Origin of the sequence: Chromobacterium sp. CV08, from assembly GCF_051129845.1 — a bacterium.
Lineage (GTDB): Bacteria > Pseudomonadota > Gammaproteobacteria > Burkholderiales > Chromobacteriaceae > Chromobacterium.
In genome coordinates this window covers 158,592-173,127 of the sequence record NZ_CP150453.1, presented here as the reverse complement: position 1 = coordinate 173,127, position 14,536 = coordinate 158,592, and the positions used below count along the sequence as shown (strand labels likewise).

Genomic DNA, 14,536 nt, shown 5'->3' with positions numbered 1-14,536 from the left:
TCTAGGCGGGTTTTTTTTTCGCCGCGGCGGTCGCGCGCGCCTATGCTGGATGGAGTGCGTCGGGGCGGGGGGCGGACGATGTGGAGGTGGATACTGCTGGCATGCCTGTGCGGCCCAAGCCGGGCCGACGATGCGATGCGGGTGATGTATCCGGCCACCGAGGCCGCCAGCGACCACCGCTATGACGATCTGGTGGCGCTGCTGCGCGCGGCGCTGGACAAGACCGTCGACCGCTACGGACCGTTCCGGCTGGAAGCCAGCCGCTGGCCGATGGCGGAGGAGCGCTCGCTGGAGGAGTTGCGCCGCGGCGGCGACATCGACGTCGCCTGGAGCTCCACCTCGCTGCTGCGCGAGCGCCAGTTGCTGCCGGTGCGCATCGACCTGCGCAAGGGCCTGCTGGGCTATCGCATCGCGCTGATAGACGGCAGGCGCCAGCCGGAATTCGACCGGGTGCGGACGCTGGCCGAGCTCGGCCGCTTCCAGGTCGGCCAGGGCAAGGACTGGGGCGATGTCCAGGTCTACCGCGCCGCGGCCCTCCGCGTCAGCACCGGCCGCTACGAAAGCCTGTTCGGCATGCTCAGCCAGCACCGTTTCGATCTGCTGCCGCGCAGCGTGCTGGAGGTGTTCGGCGAATACCGACAGTACCGCGACCGCTATCCCAATCTGGAAGTCGAGCAGCATCTGCTGATCTATTACCCGTGGCCCTATTATTTCTTCTGCAGGCGCGACAACCCGCGGCTGGCGGCGCGGCTGCAGCTGGGCCTGCAGCGGATGCGCGCCGACGGCAGCTTCGACGCGATCTTCTGGCAATACCACCGCGACGTGCTGCGCCAAGCCCGGATGAGCGAGCGCCGGCTGATCGTCTTGTCCAATCCGCTGTTGCCGCCGGATACGCCGCTCGGCGACGCGACGATGTGGTTCGACCCGCGGCGCGACCGCGCGCCTAAGCCATAAGCAGCATTGGCCGGCGGCGGTCGATTGCTTACACTGGGCGCATCAGGCAACGACCGGCGCGCGGACCGGGAAGGAAAGAGATGACACTGAATCTGCTGTATTTCGCCCGGCTGCGCGAGGCGCTGGGCGTCGAGAGCGAACGGCTGGACTGCGAGGCGGCCACGGTGGACGAGCTGCTGGCCCTGCTGCGCCAGCGCGGCCCGTCCTGGGCGCGGGAGCTGGCGGCGGACCGGGTGTTCCGGGTGGCGGTCAACCAGCAGATGGCGCGGGCCGACACGCCGCTGGCCGACGGCGACGAAGTGGCGGTGTTTCCGCCGGTGACCGGAGGCTGAGATGACGGTCAACCATATCCGGGTGCAGACCGAGGATTTCGACGTCGGCGCCGAGGTCAGGCGCTGGTCGGCCAATCCGGCCTGCGGCGCCGTGGTCAGCTTCACCGGCCTGGTGCGCGACTACGGCGACCGCCGGGACGTGGTGGCGCTGGAGCTGGAGCATTATCCGGGCATGACCGAGCGGGCGCTGGCCGACATCGTCTGCGAGGCGCGCCGGCGCTGGTCGCTGAAGGGGGTGACGCTGATACACCGCGTCGGCCGCCTGGCGCTGGGCGAGGCCATCGTGCTGGTGGTGACGGCCAGCGGCCACCGCCTCGACGCCTTCGAGGCCGCGTCTTTCCTGATGGATTATCTGAAGCGGCAGGCGCCGTTCTGGAAATGCGAGATCCTGGCCGACGGCGGCCGGCACTGGGTCGACGCCAAGGCCAGCGACGAGGCCGCCGCCGCGCGCTGGGACGGCGCGGGGGAGGCGCGATGACGATGGATGTGATCGACTACCAGGTCTTCGGCGACGACATGCAGTATGTCGAGGTGGAGCTGGGACCGGGCGAGGCGGCGGTCGGCGAGGCCGGCGCGCTGTACTACATGCAGGACGGCATCGAGATGGACACGGTGTTCGGCGACGGTTCCGACCGCGGCGGCGTGTTCGGCTCGCTGCTGGGCGCCGGCAAACGGCTGCTGACCGGCGCCTCGCTGTTCACCACCGTGTTCGCCAACCAGGCCGACGGCCGGCGCAAGGTGGCCTTCGCCGCGGCGACGCCGGGCAAGATCGTGCCCTTGCACCTGCTGGAGCTGGGCGGCGTGATCTATGCGCAGAAGGACAGCTTCCTCGCCGGCGCCAAGGGCGTCAGCCTGGGCCTGGCCTGGCAGAAGCGCATCGGCGCGGGCCTGTTCGGCGGCGAGGGCTTCGTCATGCAGAAGCTGGAGGGCGACGGCTATGTCTTCCTGCACGCCGGCGGCGCGCTGAGCGAGATGCAGCTGCGGCCGGGCGAGACGCTGCGGGTCGACGCCGGCTGCGTGGCGGCCTACCAGCCCGGCGTCGATTTCGACATCGAGTACGTCGGCAAGCTGAAAAGCGCGCTGTTCGGCGGCGAGGGGCTGTTCTTCGCCAGGCTGACCGGTCCGGGCCGGGTGTGGCTGCAGTCGCTGCCGCTGGCGCGGCTGGCCGACCGCCTGGCCGCGGCGATGCCGCGCGCCGGCGGGGAGTCCAAGTAAGGCGTCCGGCTCAGCGGGGGCGCCGCCAGCCGTCCAGCCGGTGATGGCGGGCGCCGTCCGGACGCAGTTCGGACGCCAGCAGCACCACCTCCTCCAGCGGCATCGTCAGCGTCGGCAGGGCCTGGGGCGGCAAGGGCCGGTCCAGGCGGCGCAGCAGCGTCACATGGGGCCGGTACGGCCGCGCCTCCACGTCGATGCCGGCGGCGCGCAGCGCCGCCTTCAACTGCGCCACCCACTGGCATAGCGGCTGCGGCGGATGGCGCGATCCGCACCAGCCTACGTCGCGCCAACTGCCGCAGCCGTCCAGCTCGATGGCGGGCGGCAGGCCGGCCGCCGCCCGTTCGGCGCAATCGGCGGCGTCCTGCAGCTGCAGCGGCGTCAGCTCGCCCAGGAACGCCAGGGTCAGGTGCAGTTGCCGCGCCGGCAGCGGACGACCGCCGTTTTGCCGCCGCAAGTCGCGTTGCAGGGTCCGCAGCGCCGCCAGGCACGCCGGCGGCGGCAGGCAGGCCAGGAAGGCGCGCATCGCGCTCAGTCCTTGTGGCGCAGCAGCGCCTGGCGGCGCTTGACGAAGCCCTGTATGCGCTCGTTGTCGTGCGGCAGCCAGTGCAGCAGCTGGCGCAGACCCTGCAGCTGCTCGGCGCAGTCCTGGCCAGCCTGCTGGCGGTTCTCGGCGATGCGCAGCAGCATCGCGCAGCCGTACATGCCGAGCCGGCAGTTCAGGCTGGACATCGCCTCGCGCAGCAGCATGGCGGCGGCCTCCTCCAGCTGGCCCTGGTTGGCCAGCTCCAGCGCGGCCCGGCTCCGGTCTTCCAGCTCGGCGTAGGCCTGGCTGATCGCCTCGGTGCAGGCGGCGTGCGGATGCGCGGCCTCCTGCAGGCTGCCGACCTCGTGGCGGCCGTCGGCGAAGCGCAGCGTGATCGTGCGCGCCCATTGCGGCGCCTGCGCCGCGCCGTCTGCTGCCGGCAGCCGCGCCGCCGCCGCCAAGAAGCGCAGCGCGCTGCCGAAATCGGTTTCCGGCGCCCGCAGCCATTCGGCGCCTTCCGTCAGCTGCGCCAGCGCCTGTTGCGGCCGCTGCTGCGCCAGCGCGGCCAGCGCGCGGCACACCGCCATCGTCAGCGGTCCGCCGGGCAGCCGGCCCATCTGCGCGGCGATCTCGTTCTGCAGCCGGTCCAGCTGCTGGGTCTGGCCGCTTTCGCTGCGGGCCTGCAGCAGGTCCACCATCGCTTCCGGGCCGAAGACGCTGTTGTTGCGGCCGATCTCCACCGCCTTCTGCAGCGGCTCCACCGCGCGCGCGGCCTCGCCGCTGCGCAGTAGCGCGGTGCCGTAGTGATGCAGCCGGGTGACGTTGCGCGGCGAGATCGCCACCGCCTTCTCCAGCACGGCGGCGGCTTCCTGGTACTGGCCGTCGTCTATCATGTTCTGCGCCAGCAGGTCGTAGGCCTCGGTGTAGCGCGGCGCGACGGCGATCACCTCGTCCAGCAGCGTGTTGGACGCGGCGCCGTCGCCCTGCAGGGCCAGCACGCGGGCGACGCCCATCTTGGCCCACGGCTGCTCGTCCTGGGCCAGCACCGCGCGGTACAGCTGCAGCGCCGGCTCGAGCTGGCCCTCGCGCGCCAGCAGCTCGCCGCACAGCCGCAGCGCGTCCAGACGGTACAGGCGGTTGTCGGCCTGCTGCGCCAGTTCGCGCAGCGTCTGGATCGCCGGTTCGACCTTGCCCTTGTCCAGCAGCTTGTGCGCCGGGGCCAGCCAGGCCTTGCGCCGCGCCGCCGCCTCCAGCCGGTCCAGCAGCAGCTGCGAGGTGAACGGCTTCAGGATGTAGTCGTCGGGCACGGTCTCGGCGGCGGTGACCACCTGGGTGTAGTTGCGCTCGCCGGTGATCATCACCCACAGCGTGGCCAGCGGCAGCGCGCCGCTTCTGCGCATCGTCTCCAGCAGCTCCTGGCCGTTCATGCCCTGGCCCAGGTTGTAGTCGCACAGCACCGCGTCGTAGCGGCGGGCGCGCAGCCGGTTCTGCGCCTCGCCGGCGTGGCTGGCGGTTTCCGACTGGGTGACGCCGGCCTGCGCCAGGATGGCGCGTATGCCCTGCGCCATGCTTTGCGAGTCCTCGATGATCAATACCGTGGTGTTCGCGTCGAATGCCATCTGCAGCCTCGCAAGCAGCGGTGTCGGTCAAGAGCGGCCGCCGCGCCCGCTCATTCGCATTCCGGGTCCAGCGCCTGATGACGGCGGACGAAGCCGCGCACCCGCTCGTTGTCCTCCGGCAGCCAGTGCAGCAGTTGCAGCACCTGCTTGTCTTCGACGGCGAAGTCCTGGCCGGCCTTGTGGCGGCTTTCGCAGGTGCGCAGCAGCAGCGCGCAGGCATTCATGCTGATGCGCTCGTTCAGCGTCTTCTGCGACAGCAGGTAGAGCATGGCGGCGGCCTCCTCCAGCTTGCCGGCGCTGGCCAGCTCCACCGCCTTGTTGCTGTCGGTCTGCAGCGTGTCGTAGGCGGTTTCGATGGCATCGTGGCAGGCCTGGTGCTTGTGGGCGACCTCCAGCAGCGTGCCCAGCTCGTGCCGGCCGTCGGCGAAGCGCAGCGCGATGCTGTGCGCCCACTGCTGCGGCAGATCGCTGCTTTGCTCCGGCGGCAGCCGCACCGCGGCGGCGAGGAAGCGCTGGGCGTTGACGAAGTCGGTTTCGCGGGCGCGCAACTCCTCGGCCACCGATTGCAGCTGGGCCTGCGCGTCGGCGGGACGCTTCTGCGCCAGCGCGGTCAGCGCGCGGCACACCGCCATCGTCAGCTGGCCGCCCGGCAGCTCGTCCATGCGGCTGGCGATCTCGGCCTGCAGCCGGTCCAGCTGCTGGGTCTGGTCGCTTTCGCTGTAGGCCTGCAGCAGGTCCACCAGCACGTCGGGGCCGAAGAAGTTGTTGTTGCGGCCTATCTCGACCGCGCGCTGCAGGTAGTCGGCGGCCTTGGCCGGGTCGCCGCAGCGCAGCAGCGCGGTGCCGCAGCTCTTCAGCCGGTTGAAGTTGCGCGGCGAGATCGCCACCGCCTTTTCCAGCACGGCGGCGGCGGTCTGGTACTGGCCGTCGTCTATCAGGTTCTGCGCCAAGAGGTCGTAGGCGTCGGTGTAGCGCGGCGCGTCGGCGATGATCTCGCGCAGCAGCGCGTTGGATTCGTGGGTCTCGCCCTGTTCGGCGACGATGCGGGCGACGCCCATCTTGGCCCAGGGGATCACCCGCTGCGTCAGCAGTTCCTGGTAGATGGTCAGCGCCTCGCCCTGGCGGCCCTCGTTGACCAGCAGCTCGGCGGTCAGGCGCTTGGCGTCCAGCCGGTACTGCGCGTTCTGCGTCTCGCGCGCCAGCTGCTGCAACACCTGTATCGCCTGCTCCACCTTGCCCTGGGCCAGCAGCTTGTGCGCCGGCGCCAGGAAGGTCTTGCGCTGGCCGGCCAGATTCATCCGGTCCAGCAGCAGCTGCGAGGCGAACGGTTTGAGGATGTAGTCGTCCGGGGCCATTTCTGCGGCGGCCACCACGCGTTCGTAGTGGCGCTCGCCGGTGATCATGATCCAGATCGTCGACAGCGGCAGGTTGCCGCCCTTGCGCATCGCCTCCAGCAATTCCTGGCCGTCCATGCCCTCGCCGAGGTTGTAGTCGCAGAGCACGACGTCGTAATTCTTGCCGCGCAGGCGGTTGCGCGCCTCGCTGGCGTTGCTGACCGCATCGGAGCGGGTGATGCCGGCCATCGACAACATGGTGCGCAAGCCCTGGCGCACGGTGTGGGAGTCTTCGATGATCAGTACAGAGGTATTGGCGTCAAAATGCATGATTCTCGGGTGGCGTGGCGCCGGTTCAGACGATATCCAGGTGGTCGATGCCTTCCAGCGGGTCGCGGTTGCGGCCGCTTTCGCTGTACAGCTTGATTCTCAGGCGCAGGTCGTTGATGGAGTCGGCGTTGCGCAGTGCGTCCTCGTAGGTGATCAGGTCGGCCTCGAACAGCTCGAACAGCGACTGGTCGAAGGTCTGCATGCCGGCTTCGCGCGAGCGGGCCATCACTTCCTTCAGCCCGGCGATCTCGCCTTTGAAGATCATGTCCGATACCAGCGGGCTGTTCAACAGGATTTCCACCGCCGCCACCCGGCCGCGGCCGGATTTGTGCGGCACCAGCCGCTGCGAGATGATGGAGCGCATGTTCAGCGACAGGTCCATCAGCACCTGCTGGTGGCGTTCCTCGGGAAAGAAGTTGAGGATGCGGTCCAGCGCCTGATTGGCGTTGTTGGCGTGCAAGGTCGCCAGGCACAGGTGGCCGGTCTCGGCGAACTGCAGGCCGTAGCCCATCGTTTCGCGGTCGCGGATCTCGCCCATCAGTATCACGTCCGGCGCCTGGCGCAGCGTGTTCTTCAGCGCGATCTCCCAGCTCTCGGTGTCGACGCCGATCTCGCGCTGGGTGACGATGGACTTCTTGTGCGTGTGCACGTACTCGATCGGATCCTCGACGGTGATGATGTGATCCTGGTTGTTGCTGTTGCGCCAGTCCACCAGCGCGGCCAGCGAGGTGGATTTGCCCGAGCCGGTGCCGCCGACGAAGATCACCAGCCCGCGCTTGATCAGTGCGATGTCCTTCAGCACCTCGGGCAGGTTCAGCTGGTCGAAGTTGGGGATGTCGGTGTTGATCTTGCGCAGCACCATGCCGACGGCGCCCTGCTGCACGAAGGCGCTGACCCGGAAGCGGCCGATGCCGGGCGGATTGATCGCGAAATTGGCTTCCTTGCGGGTCTCGAACTCCTCGGTCTGGCGGTCGTTCATGATCGCCCGCACCAACTCCTTGCTCTGCTGGGCCGACAGCGGCTGCGGCGCCACCGGGGTGATCTTGCCGTCTATCTTCATCGCCGGCGGGAATTCCGGGGAGATGAAGATGTCGGACGCGTTCTTCCCGATCGCGTGCTTGAGCAGATCGTGGATGAACTTGGATGCCTGGTCTTTTTCCATGGCGGCGTATCCTGCGTGGGCTGCTTACAGTCTAGCCTGCTATCGTTGCCGGCAGCAGGCGATTATGGCCGCGGCTTTCTGCCAAAAGTCCGGCTGGGAACGGGGACGCGAAGCCCGGCGTCGGCGGGTGCCGGACCGCTAGAACGCGTCCTTGTTGCTGGCCTTGGCCCGCGCCTCGCCCGGCGACACGATATTGCGGCGAACCAGGTCCGCCAGGCACTGGTCCAGCGTCTGCATGCCGTATTGCTGCCCGGTCTGTATCATCGAGTTGATCTGGGCGATCTTGTTTTCGCGTATCAGATTGCGTATCGCCGGCGTGCCCATCATGATCTCGTGCGCCGCCACCCGGCCCTGCCCGTCCTTGGTCTTCAGCAGCGTCTGGGCGATCACCGCCCGCACCGACTCCGACAGCATCGAGCGCACCATTTCCTTCTCGCCGGCCGGAAACACGTCGACGATCCGGTCTATGGTCTTGGCGGCGCTGCTGGTGTGCAGCGTGCCGAACACCAGGTGGCCGGTTTCGGCGGCGGTCAGCGCCAGCCGTATCGTCTCCAGGTCGCGCAATTCGCCGACCAGGATCACGTCCGGGTCCTCGCGCAGCGCGCTTTTCAGCGCGTTGGAGAAGCTGTGGGTCTGCAGGCCGAGCTCGCGCTGGTTGATCAGGCTCTTCTTGCTCTCGTGGACGAACTCGATCGGGTCCTCCACGGTAAGAATGTGCGAGAAGTCGTTTTCGTTGACATAGTCTATCATCGCCGCCAGCGTGGTCGACTTGCCGGAACCGGTCGGGCCGGTCACCAGCACCAGGCCGCGCGGGTAGCTGGCGATCTCCTGGAAGATGCGCGGCGCCGACAGCTGCTCCAGCGACAGCACCTTGCTCGGAATCACCCGGAACACCGAGGCCATGCCGCGGTTCTGCACGAAGGCGTTGACGCGGAAACGGGCGATGCCGGGCAGTTCGAACGAGAAGTCGCACTCGAAGGTGTCCTCGAACACCTTGCGCTGGTAGTCGTTCATGATGTCGTACACCATGTCGTGCACGTCGTGGTGGTCCATCGGCGGCAGATTGATGCGGCGGATGTCGCCGTTGACCCGTATCATCGGCGGCAGGCCGGCGGACAGGTGCAGGTCGGAGGCCTTGTTCTTGACGGTGAATGCCAGCAGCTCGGAAATTTCCATGTGTTGACCCGTTTCGATGTCGCGGCCGCTGCCGCGGTTGGCTGTCCCCGCCGCCGGACGGCGGCCCTTGATGCGGTTAAGGGCATTCTCGGCGCTGCCGACGCCGGACGCAACAAAATCGCGAGCAAGCGCCGGCGCGGCTAGCGCCGCTGCCGCAGTATGCTGCGCAGCCGGTTCAGGTCGAACGGTTTTTCCAGCTTCTCGGCGAACCAGCTGGCGCGCGGGTCGCTGTATTCGTCCGGATAGGCGGTCATCGCGATGATGGCGGCGTGGCGGTTGCCGCTGGCGCGGGCGAACTCGGCGACGCTGTAGCCGCTGTCGGCGCCCAGCTGCATGTCCAGCAGGATGGTGCTGAACGCGCGCTCGGCGATCAGCCTGCAGGCTTCGGCGGCCGAGCTGGCCGTGGCCACCGCGTAGCCGTCCAGCTCCAGGCAGTCGGCGAACGGCTCGCGGATATTCGGGTCGTCGTCTATCAGCAGGATGGCGCGCGGGTCGGTGGCGGCGCCTTGCTGCAGGCTGATCGGCAGCCGCACGGTGAATTCGGAGCCGCGTCCCTCCTCGCTTTTCAGCTCCACCTCGCCGCCCTGCAGGCTGACCAGCTCGCGGACGATGGCGAGGCCCAGGCCGCTGCTGCCGGCGCGGCGCTGCCGGCCCTGGAAGAAAGGCTGGAAGATGCGCGACTGCAGGTCGGCCGGCACGCCTATGCCGGTGTCCTCCACCCGGATCTCCAGCAGCTGGAAGCCGTTGCGGTGCTCGATGCGCGCCGTCACCGACACCTCGCCGTGGTCGGTGTAGCGTATGGCGTTGGACACCAGATTGCCGACGATCTGGCGCAGCCGGCCGCCGTCCAGCCGCACGCGGCCGGCCTGCCGCGGCAGCGACACGTTCAGCTTCAGGTTCTTGCTGTCCAGCTGCACCCGGTAGGCGTCTATCGCCTCCTGCAGGATCTCGGCCAGGTCCACGTCCTCCGGATTCAGGCGGAACTGCATATTGTGTATCGCCGAGATGTCCATGATGTCGCGCACCTGGGTCATCAGGTGAGACATGCTGGACTTGAGCCGCACCAGCGCGGTGTAGGCCTTGCTGGACGGCTCTATCCTGGGCTCGATCAGCTCCACGCACACCTGCATGGTCTGCAGCGGCGAGCGGATCTCGTGGCTGATGGTGGCGAGGAAGGTGGTGCGGTCCAGCTCGGCCGACACCGTCGCCTGGTGGGCGGCGCGTTCCTTTTCCAGCAGCGCCTGGTGCGAGGCGATGTCGCGCCGCGCGCCGCGGTAGCGGTACAGCAGCACCAGGATGATGATGCAGATGCCGACCCAGAGCGCGAACCACAGCGACACCAGTCGCTGATTGTGTTCCAGGTCCTTGTTGCGCGCCTCGCGCGACGCCACTTCCGACACCCGCGACTGCACGGCGAACTCGGCCAGCACCGGGCGTATATTGTCGATATTGTCTATCAGCTGCTGCGCCGAGGCCGGCTCCGGCCGGCTCAGCCTCCGGTCCTGGAAGAAGCGCCGCAGCATGCCGGTCAGATTGTCGAAACCGGCGATGCCGTCCAGCGTGTCGTGGATGGAGGACGGCTCGGTGAAATCCTGCGCCCGGCTCTGGGCGATCTGCAGCCGGGTTTCGGCCTGGTCGGCGCCGATCTCGCCGGCCTTCAGCCGCACCAGCTCGGCGCGCGAGCGCTCCAGCTCCACCTGCAGCTGCGCCACCGTCCAGTACAGGTCCTCGCTGTGGCCGGACAGCGAACGGGCGGCGACGTAGCGTTCGATGGCGAAATAGATGCCGGAGGCGCCGACGAAGAACAGGATCAGCAGCGTCGGCGAGACGTCCTTCAGCAGGGTACGGAGTGTTCGGCTCACGGCGTTTCTCGGGGCGGTCGGGCTACTGGATCTCGATGCGATCGACCTGCCACACCAGTTTGGCGTCCAGCAGCGGACCGCGCAGATTGGGCGGCATGTCTTCCAGCGGGTACATCAGCCACAGCGGTCCGCGGTTGGCGATGTCCATCTTCTTGCCGTTCTGCGAATGAGCCAGTATCACCGGATACTGCCGCAGCTCGGCGGCGTCCAGCGTGTAGGCGTAGTCGTTCAGCGCCCGGAATTTCACCCGCGCGCCGCGGGCGCCGACCTTTTCCAGGATGTCGCGCATCAACGGCCCGCTGAAGGCGGAGCGCAGCGTCCAGGTGGTGGCGGTGACGGTGGTGCGCTGGGGCAGCGCCTGCAGTTCCGATTCCCGGAACTGGTAGAGCTTGCGCGCCGGATCGGTGTAGCGGGAAATCTCGCCGGATACCGTCAGCAGGACGGGGTCGGCCTGGGCCTGGGCCAGGGCGGACCCCAGGCTGGCGAGCAGGAAAAAACCGGAAAGCTTGGCAATCATGGCTGCTAGGATCGATATCCGCGGTGGCTTTGTCAGTCTTACGGCATGCACGTGTTGTCAGTGATGCCCGGATATCATACCGCATGTGTCTGGCGGCAACACGGCTTTGTTGCCGCCGGCCCGCATTTCGGCCGGGGCGTCGCGGCCGGGGAGGCCGTCCGCCGTTCGATTGTGATCGGCGGCGGCTTTCCCTACAATCTCCGGCAATAAGCCCATCCCGGCGCGTCCGGGCCACGAACGGATACCGATGACAGACTCTCTTTCCGCGCGCCTCGAACAGGTCCGCGCGCGTCTGGCGGCCGCCTGCGCCGCCGCCGGCCGTCCGTCCGAAGCGGTCGCGCTGCTGGCGGTCAGCAAGACCTTCCCCGCCGACGACGTGCGCGCCGCCCACCGCTGCGGCCTCAGCGCCTTCGGCGAAAACTATGTGCAGGAGCTGCAGCAGAAAAGCGAAGCGCTGGCCGACCTGGCGCTAGAATGGCACTTCATCGGCCCGCTGCAGTCGAACAAGACCCGTATCGTCGCCGAGCGCGCGCACTGGGCGCATTCGATAGACCGGCTGAAGATCGCCGAGCGGCTGTCGGCGCAGCGCCCGGACGAGCTGCCGCCGCTGAACGTCTGCGTGCAGGTCAATGTGTCCGGCGAGGACAGTAAGAGCGGCTGCGCGCCGGACGAGGCCGCGGCGCTGGCGCGCGCGGTGGCGGCGCTGCCGCGTCTCAGGCTGCGCGGGCTGATGTGCGTGCCGGAACCGACCGAGGACGCGGCTCGGCTGGCGGCGCAGTTCGCCGGCCTGCGCCGGCTGCAGCAGTCGCTGCAGGCCGAGGGCCTGCCGCTGGACACGCTGTCGATGGGCATGTCGGCCGATCTGGAACTGGCGGTGGCCGAAGGCGCCACCGTCGTGCGGGTGGGTTCGGCCATCTTCGGCCAGCGCGATTACCGGCAATAACGATTCCGCTTCCGGCCTTGCCGGGAGCCGCTGCATCCAGGGGGAACCATGCAGATCACTTTCATCGGCGGCGGCAATATGGCCGGCGCCATCATCGGCGGCCTGGCCGCCCAGGGCGGCCACCGCATCCACGTGGTCGAGCATCAGCAGGACAAGCTGGACCAGCTGGCGGCCAGTTTCGGCTGCAGCGGCGGCCAGGCGTTGCCCGAGCGCTTTTCCGCCGCCGACGCGGTGGTGCTGGCGGTCAAGCCGCAGCAGCTGCGGGAATTGTGCCTGGCGCTGGCGCCGCGGCTGAACGGCGCGCTGGTGGTGTCCATCGCCGCCGGCATCCGGCTGGACGCGCTCAGGCGCTGGCTCGGCAGCGAGCGCATCGTGCGGGTGATGCCGAACACCCCGGCGCTGGTCGGCAAGGGCGTGTCCGGGCTGTACGCCGACGCGGCGGTGCCGGCGGCCGACCGCGAGGCGGCCGAGGCCATCATGCGCGCGACCGGCCTGACCGTGTGGCTGCGCGACGAGGCTGGAATCGACGACATCACCTGCGTGTCCGGCAGCGGCCCGGCCTATGTTTTCTATTTCATCGAGAGCATGATCGAGGCCGCGGCGCAGGCCGGCTTCGACGAGGCGCAGGCCCGCGAGCTGGTGCTGGCGACTTTCGACGGCGCCGTCGAGCTGGCGCGGCAAAGCCCGCTGCCGGTGGCGACGCTGCGGCAGAACGTGATGTCCAAGGGCGGCACCACCGAGCGCGCGATCGCGCGCTTCGAGGCCGACGGCGTCAAGGCGGCCATCGTCGCCGGCGCGATGGATTGTCGCGAGCGCTCGATCGAGATGGGCCAACAACTCAGCCAGGAGTAAGCGAAGATCATGCTTGTCGACACCCTGCAATTCCTGATCAAGACCTTGTCCGGCCTGTTCGTGCTGGTCTTGCTGCTGCGCTTCTACCTGCAGGTGGTGCGCGCGCCGTTCAAGCATCCGGTATGCCAGTTCGTGATGGCCGCCACCAATTTCCTGGTGCTGCCGGCGCGCAAGCTGGTGCCGTCGGTGCGCAACTACGATACCGCGACCATGCTGCTGGCCTGGCTGACCTGCCTGCTGGCCAATGTCCTGATGCTGTTGCTGGGCTCGGTGCCGGAGGTGTTCGCCTTCCCGCAGGTGTGGGTGGCGCTGGCGCTGCTGTCGCTGCTGGAGGTGTTCAAGCAGTCGCTGACGCTGCTGATGGGCGCGGTCATCGTGCAGGCGGTGCTCAGCTGGGTCAATCCGTACAATCCGCTGACGCCGGTGCTGGACAGCCTGACCCGGCCGTTCCTGCGGCCGTTCCGCCGCGTGGCGGTCGGCGGGGTGGATCTGTCGCCGCTGGTGCTGCTGATCATCATCCAGGTGATTATGATGCTGCCGGTGCGTATGCTGGAGACGGGCTTTTTGATGCAACTCAATGTCGTCGCCCAGTAAAACGGGTTATCTGTCATACCTTGACCGCCGGACCGTCCGGCCTGGCGGTTTTGTGAAACGATAGGAAGAACCATGATGAAAAAGATTCTGTTCGCCGCCCTGCTGATGGGCGCCGCCACCGCTCCGGCCCTGGCCAATTTGCAGCTGGCGCAGAAATACAGCTGTACCGCCTGTCATGCGGTGGACAAAAAGATCGTCGGTCCGGCATACAAGGACGTGGCGAAGAAATACGCCGGCCAGAAGGGCGCCGAGGCGATGTTGATGGCCAAGGTGAAAAACGGCGGCTCCGGCGTGTGGGGACCGATTCCGATGACGCCGCATCCGAATATCCCGGACGCCGATCTGCGCGCGCTGGTGAAGTGGGTGCTGAGCCAGAAATAAGCCGGCTCGGGTTTTAATTGAGGCAAGTCCGCAACGGATTTGCCTGCTTGCAAAAGGCGGCTTCGGCCGCCTTTGAACTTGTCGGGCGGGCGCCGGTCGAAACCGGCGAATTGATTGCCTTTCATCGAATTCTGGCGGACTTGTTATCGAGGAAAAACCGGGCTATATCAAATGTTAGCGGCAGTGGGTGATTATTTGGATTCAAGCTCAAGACAGTTGCGCAAACATTGGCCCGCCGGTAATCTTCTCCGCCTGTTGCCAACTCTATGCTGGAAGCACCAAACATGGCCAAGCTGACCGAACAGGATATCCTCAACTGGGAAGGCGATGATTACATGAACGCCGACCACCTTGAGTTCTTCAAGGACCGGTTGTTGCAGATGCAGCAGGAGTTGCTGGTGAACGCCAACGCCACTGCCAACCATCTGCAGGAGCAGGAAGCCACGCCTGACCCGGCCGACCGGGCCACGCTGGAAGAAGAATACGCGCTGGAGCTGCGCACCCGCGACCGCGAGCGCAAGCTGCTGCAGAAGATCCAGGCCTCGATCCGTCAGATCGAAGACGGCTCCTACGGTTTCTGCGAAGACACCGGCGAGCCCATCGGCCTGAAGCGGCTGATGGCGCGGCCGACCGCCACGCTGTCGGTCGAGGCGCAGGAACGCCGCGAGCGCATGAAGCGCCAGTACGCCGACTAAGCGCCCCGCTTCCGGGATCGAGCGCCACCGCCGCGAGGCCGTGGCGC

Annotated in this window: 16 protein-coding genes; 9 read left to right on the top strand and 7 right to left on the bottom strand. The window is 67.8% G+C overall.

The window, feature by feature from the left end:
* The first annotated feature begins 78 nt into the window (after window positions 1-78).
* The 4 genes from WNM05_RS00800 to WNM05_RS00785 all read left to right on the top strand — a co-directional run bounded on the left by WNM05_RS00800 (window position 79) and on the right by WNM05_RS00785 (window position 2,501).
* A complete protein-coding gene (locus WNM05_RS00800; protein WP_434631646.1) occupies window positions 79-954 on the top strand; it encodes an amino acid ABC transporter substrate-binding protein in 876 nt (291 codons plus the stop codon).
* Between the two features lie 80 nt (window positions 955-1,034).
* Window positions 1,035-1,286 carry a molybdopterin converting factor subunit 1 gene (moaD, locus tag WNM05_RS00795; RefSeq protein WP_434631644.1) on the top strand — a complete coding sequence of 84 codons (252 nt, stop codon included), beginning with the start codon at window positions 1,035-1,037 and terminating at the stop codon, window positions 1,284-1,286.
* Window position 1,287: 1 nt separating this feature from the next.
* Window positions 1,288-1,764 (top strand): molybdopterin synthase catalytic subunit MoaE, encoded by a 477-nt coding sequence (moaE, locus tag WNM05_RS00790; RefSeq protein ID WP_434631642.1) that lies wholly within the window; start codon window positions 1,288-1,290, stop codon window positions 1,762-1,764.
* Entirely contained in the window at window positions 1,761-2,501 is a 741-nt protein-coding gene (locus WNM05_RS00785) for a TIGR00266 family protein (protein ID WP_434631640.1), read from the top strand. The genes moaE and WNM05_RS00785 overlap by 4 nt, the downstream gene beginning before the upstream one ends.
* Window positions 2,502-2,511: 10 nt before the next feature.
* Here the strand turns inward: WNM05_RS00785 and thpR are convergent, their stop codons facing one another.
* The 7 genes from thpR to WNM05_RS00750 all read right to left on the bottom strand — a co-directional run bounded on the left by thpR (window position 2,512) and on the right by WNM05_RS00750 (window position 11,024).
* A complete protein-coding gene (thpR, locus tag WNM05_RS00780; protein WP_434631638.1) occupies window positions 2,512-3,024 on the bottom strand; it encodes an RNA 2',3'-cyclic phosphodiesterase in 513 nt (170 codons plus the stop codon).
* A gap of 5 nt (window positions 3,025-3,029) precedes the next feature.
* On the bottom strand, window positions 3,030-4,643 hold the full coding sequence (locus WNM05_RS00775; RefSeq protein ID WP_434631636.1) for a response regulator: 1,614 nt from the start codon (window positions 4,641-4,643) through the stop codon (window positions 3,030-3,032).
* Between the two features lie 50 nt (window positions 4,644-4,693).
* On the bottom strand, window positions 4,694-6,307 hold the full coding sequence (locus WNM05_RS00770; RefSeq protein WP_434631634.1) for a response regulator: 1,614 nt from the start codon (window positions 6,305-6,307) through the stop codon (window positions 4,694-4,696).
* A 25-nt stretch (window positions 6,308-6,332) separates the two neighbouring features.
* Window positions 6,333-7,469 (bottom strand): PilT/PilU family type 4a pilus ATPase, encoded by a 1,137-nt coding sequence (locus tag WNM05_RS00765; protein WP_434631632.1) that lies wholly within the window; start codon window positions 7,467-7,469, stop codon window positions 6,333-6,335.
* Window positions 7,470-7,607: 138 nt separating this feature from the next.
* The gene (locus WNM05_RS00760; RefSeq protein WP_434631631.1) at window positions 7,608-8,645 is read right to left on the bottom strand and encodes a type IV pilus twitching motility protein PilT; all 1,038 of its coding nucleotides are present in this window, start codon (window positions 8,643-8,645) and stop codon (window positions 7,608-7,610) included.
* Window positions 8,646-8,785: 140 nt separating this feature from the next.
* Complete coding sequence (locus WNM05_RS00755; protein WP_434631630.1) at window positions 8,786-10,507, bottom strand: ATP-binding protein; 1,722 nt, start codon at window positions 10,505-10,507, stop codon at window positions 8,786-8,788.
* 22 nt (window positions 10,508-10,529) lie between these two features.
* Entirely contained in the window at window positions 10,530-11,024 is a 495-nt protein-coding gene (locus WNM05_RS00750; protein WP_434631628.1) for a molybdopterin-dependent oxidoreductase, read from the bottom strand.
* A gap of 247 nt (window positions 11,025-11,271) precedes the next feature.
* Here WNM05_RS00750 and WNM05_RS00745 point away from each other — a divergent pair, with 247 nt between their 5' ends.
* The 5 genes from WNM05_RS00745 to dksA all read left to right on the top strand — a co-directional run bounded on the left by WNM05_RS00745 (window position 11,272) and on the right by dksA (window position 14,489).
* Window positions 11,272-11,967, top strand: coding sequence for a YggS family pyridoxal phosphate-dependent enzyme (locus tag WNM05_RS00745; RefSeq protein ID WP_434631626.1), 696 nt, complete (start codon window positions 11,272-11,274; stop codon window positions 11,965-11,967).
* Window positions 11,968-12,015: 48 nt separating this feature from the next.
* Window positions 12,016-12,819 carry a pyrroline-5-carboxylate reductase gene (gene proC, locus WNM05_RS00740; protein WP_434631624.1) on the top strand — a complete coding sequence of 268 codons (804 nt, stop codon included), beginning with the start codon at window positions 12,016-12,018 and terminating at the stop codon, window positions 12,817-12,819.
* A 9-nt stretch (window positions 12,820-12,828) separates the two neighbouring features.
* Window positions 12,829-13,413, top strand: coding sequence for a YggT family protein (locus tag WNM05_RS00735; protein WP_434631623.1), 585 nt, complete (start codon window positions 12,829-12,831; stop codon window positions 13,411-13,413).
* A 75-nt stretch (window positions 13,414-13,488) separates the two neighbouring features.
* Window positions 13,489-13,794: a c-type cytochrome gene (locus WNM05_RS00730; RefSeq protein ID WP_434635194.1), complete on the top strand. Its 306-nt coding sequence runs from the start codon at window positions 13,489-13,491 to the stop codon at window positions 13,792-13,794.
* Window positions 13,795-14,078: 284 nt separating this feature from the next.
* Window positions 14,079-14,489, top strand: a complete 411-nt coding sequence (gene dksA, locus WNM05_RS00725) for an RNA polymerase-binding protein DksA (RefSeq protein WP_043627703.1) — start codon at window positions 14,079-14,081, stop codon at window positions 14,487-14,489.
* The last annotated feature ends 47 nt before the right edge of the window (window positions 14,490-14,536 follow it).

What these genes read in the sequence shown, in the direction of transcription:
- WNM05_RS00800 (WP_434631646.1), top strand. Translation starts at nt 79, where the DNA reads ATGTGGAGGTGGATACTGCTGGCATGCCTGTGCGGCCCAAGCCGGGCC.
- moaD (WP_434631644.1), top strand. Translation starts at nt 1,035, where the DNA reads ATGACACTGAATCTGCTGTATTTCGCCCGGCTGCGCGAGGCGCTGGGC.
- moaE (WP_434631642.1), top strand. Translation starts at nt 1,288, where the DNA reads ATGACGGTCAACCATATCCGGGTGCAGACCGAGGATTTCGACGTCGGC.
- WNM05_RS00785 (WP_434631640.1), top strand. Translation starts at nt 1,761, where the DNA reads ATGACGATGGATGTGATCGACTACCAGGTCTTCGGCGACGACATGCAG.
- thpR (WP_434631638.1), bottom strand. Translation starts at nt 3,024, where the DNA reads ATGCGCGCCTTCCTGGCCTGCCTGCCGCCGCCGGCGTGCCTGGCGGCG.
- WNM05_RS00775 (WP_434631636.1), bottom strand. Translation starts at nt 4,643, where the DNA reads ATGGCATTCGACGCGAACACCACGGTATTGATCATCGAGGACTCGCAA.
- WNM05_RS00770 (WP_434631634.1), bottom strand. Translation starts at nt 6,307, where the DNA reads ATGCATTTTGACGCCAATACCTCTGTACTGATCATCGAAGACTCCCAC.
- WNM05_RS00765 (WP_434631632.1), bottom strand. Translation starts at nt 7,469, where the DNA reads ATGGAAAAAGACCAGGCATCCAAGTTCATCCACGATCTGCTCAAGCAC.
- WNM05_RS00760 (WP_434631631.1), bottom strand. Translation starts at nt 8,645, where the DNA reads ATGGAAATTTCCGAGCTGCTGGCATTCACCGTCAAGAACAAGGCCTCC.
- WNM05_RS00750 (WP_434631628.1), bottom strand. Translation starts at nt 11,024, where the DNA reads ATGATTGCCAAGCTTTCCGGTTTTTTCCTGCTCGCCAGCCTGGGGTCC.
- WNM05_RS00745 (WP_434631626.1), top strand. Translation starts at nt 11,272, where the DNA reads ATGACAGACTCTCTTTCCGCGCGCCTCGAACAGGTCCGCGCGCGTCTG.
- proC (WP_434631624.1), top strand. Translation starts at nt 12,016, where the DNA reads ATGCAGATCACTTTCATCGGCGGCGGCAATATGGCCGGCGCCATCATC.
- WNM05_RS00735 (WP_434631623.1), top strand. Translation starts at nt 12,829, where the DNA reads ATGCTTGTCGACACCCTGCAATTCCTGATCAAGACCTTGTCCGGCCTG.
- WNM05_RS00730 (WP_434635194.1), top strand. Translation starts at nt 13,489, where the DNA reads ATGAAAAAGATTCTGTTCGCCGCCCTGCTGATGGGCGCCGCCACCGCT.
- dksA (WP_043627703.1), top strand. Translation starts at nt 14,079, where the DNA reads ATGGCCAAGCTGACCGAACAGGATATCCTCAACTGGGAAGGCGATGAT.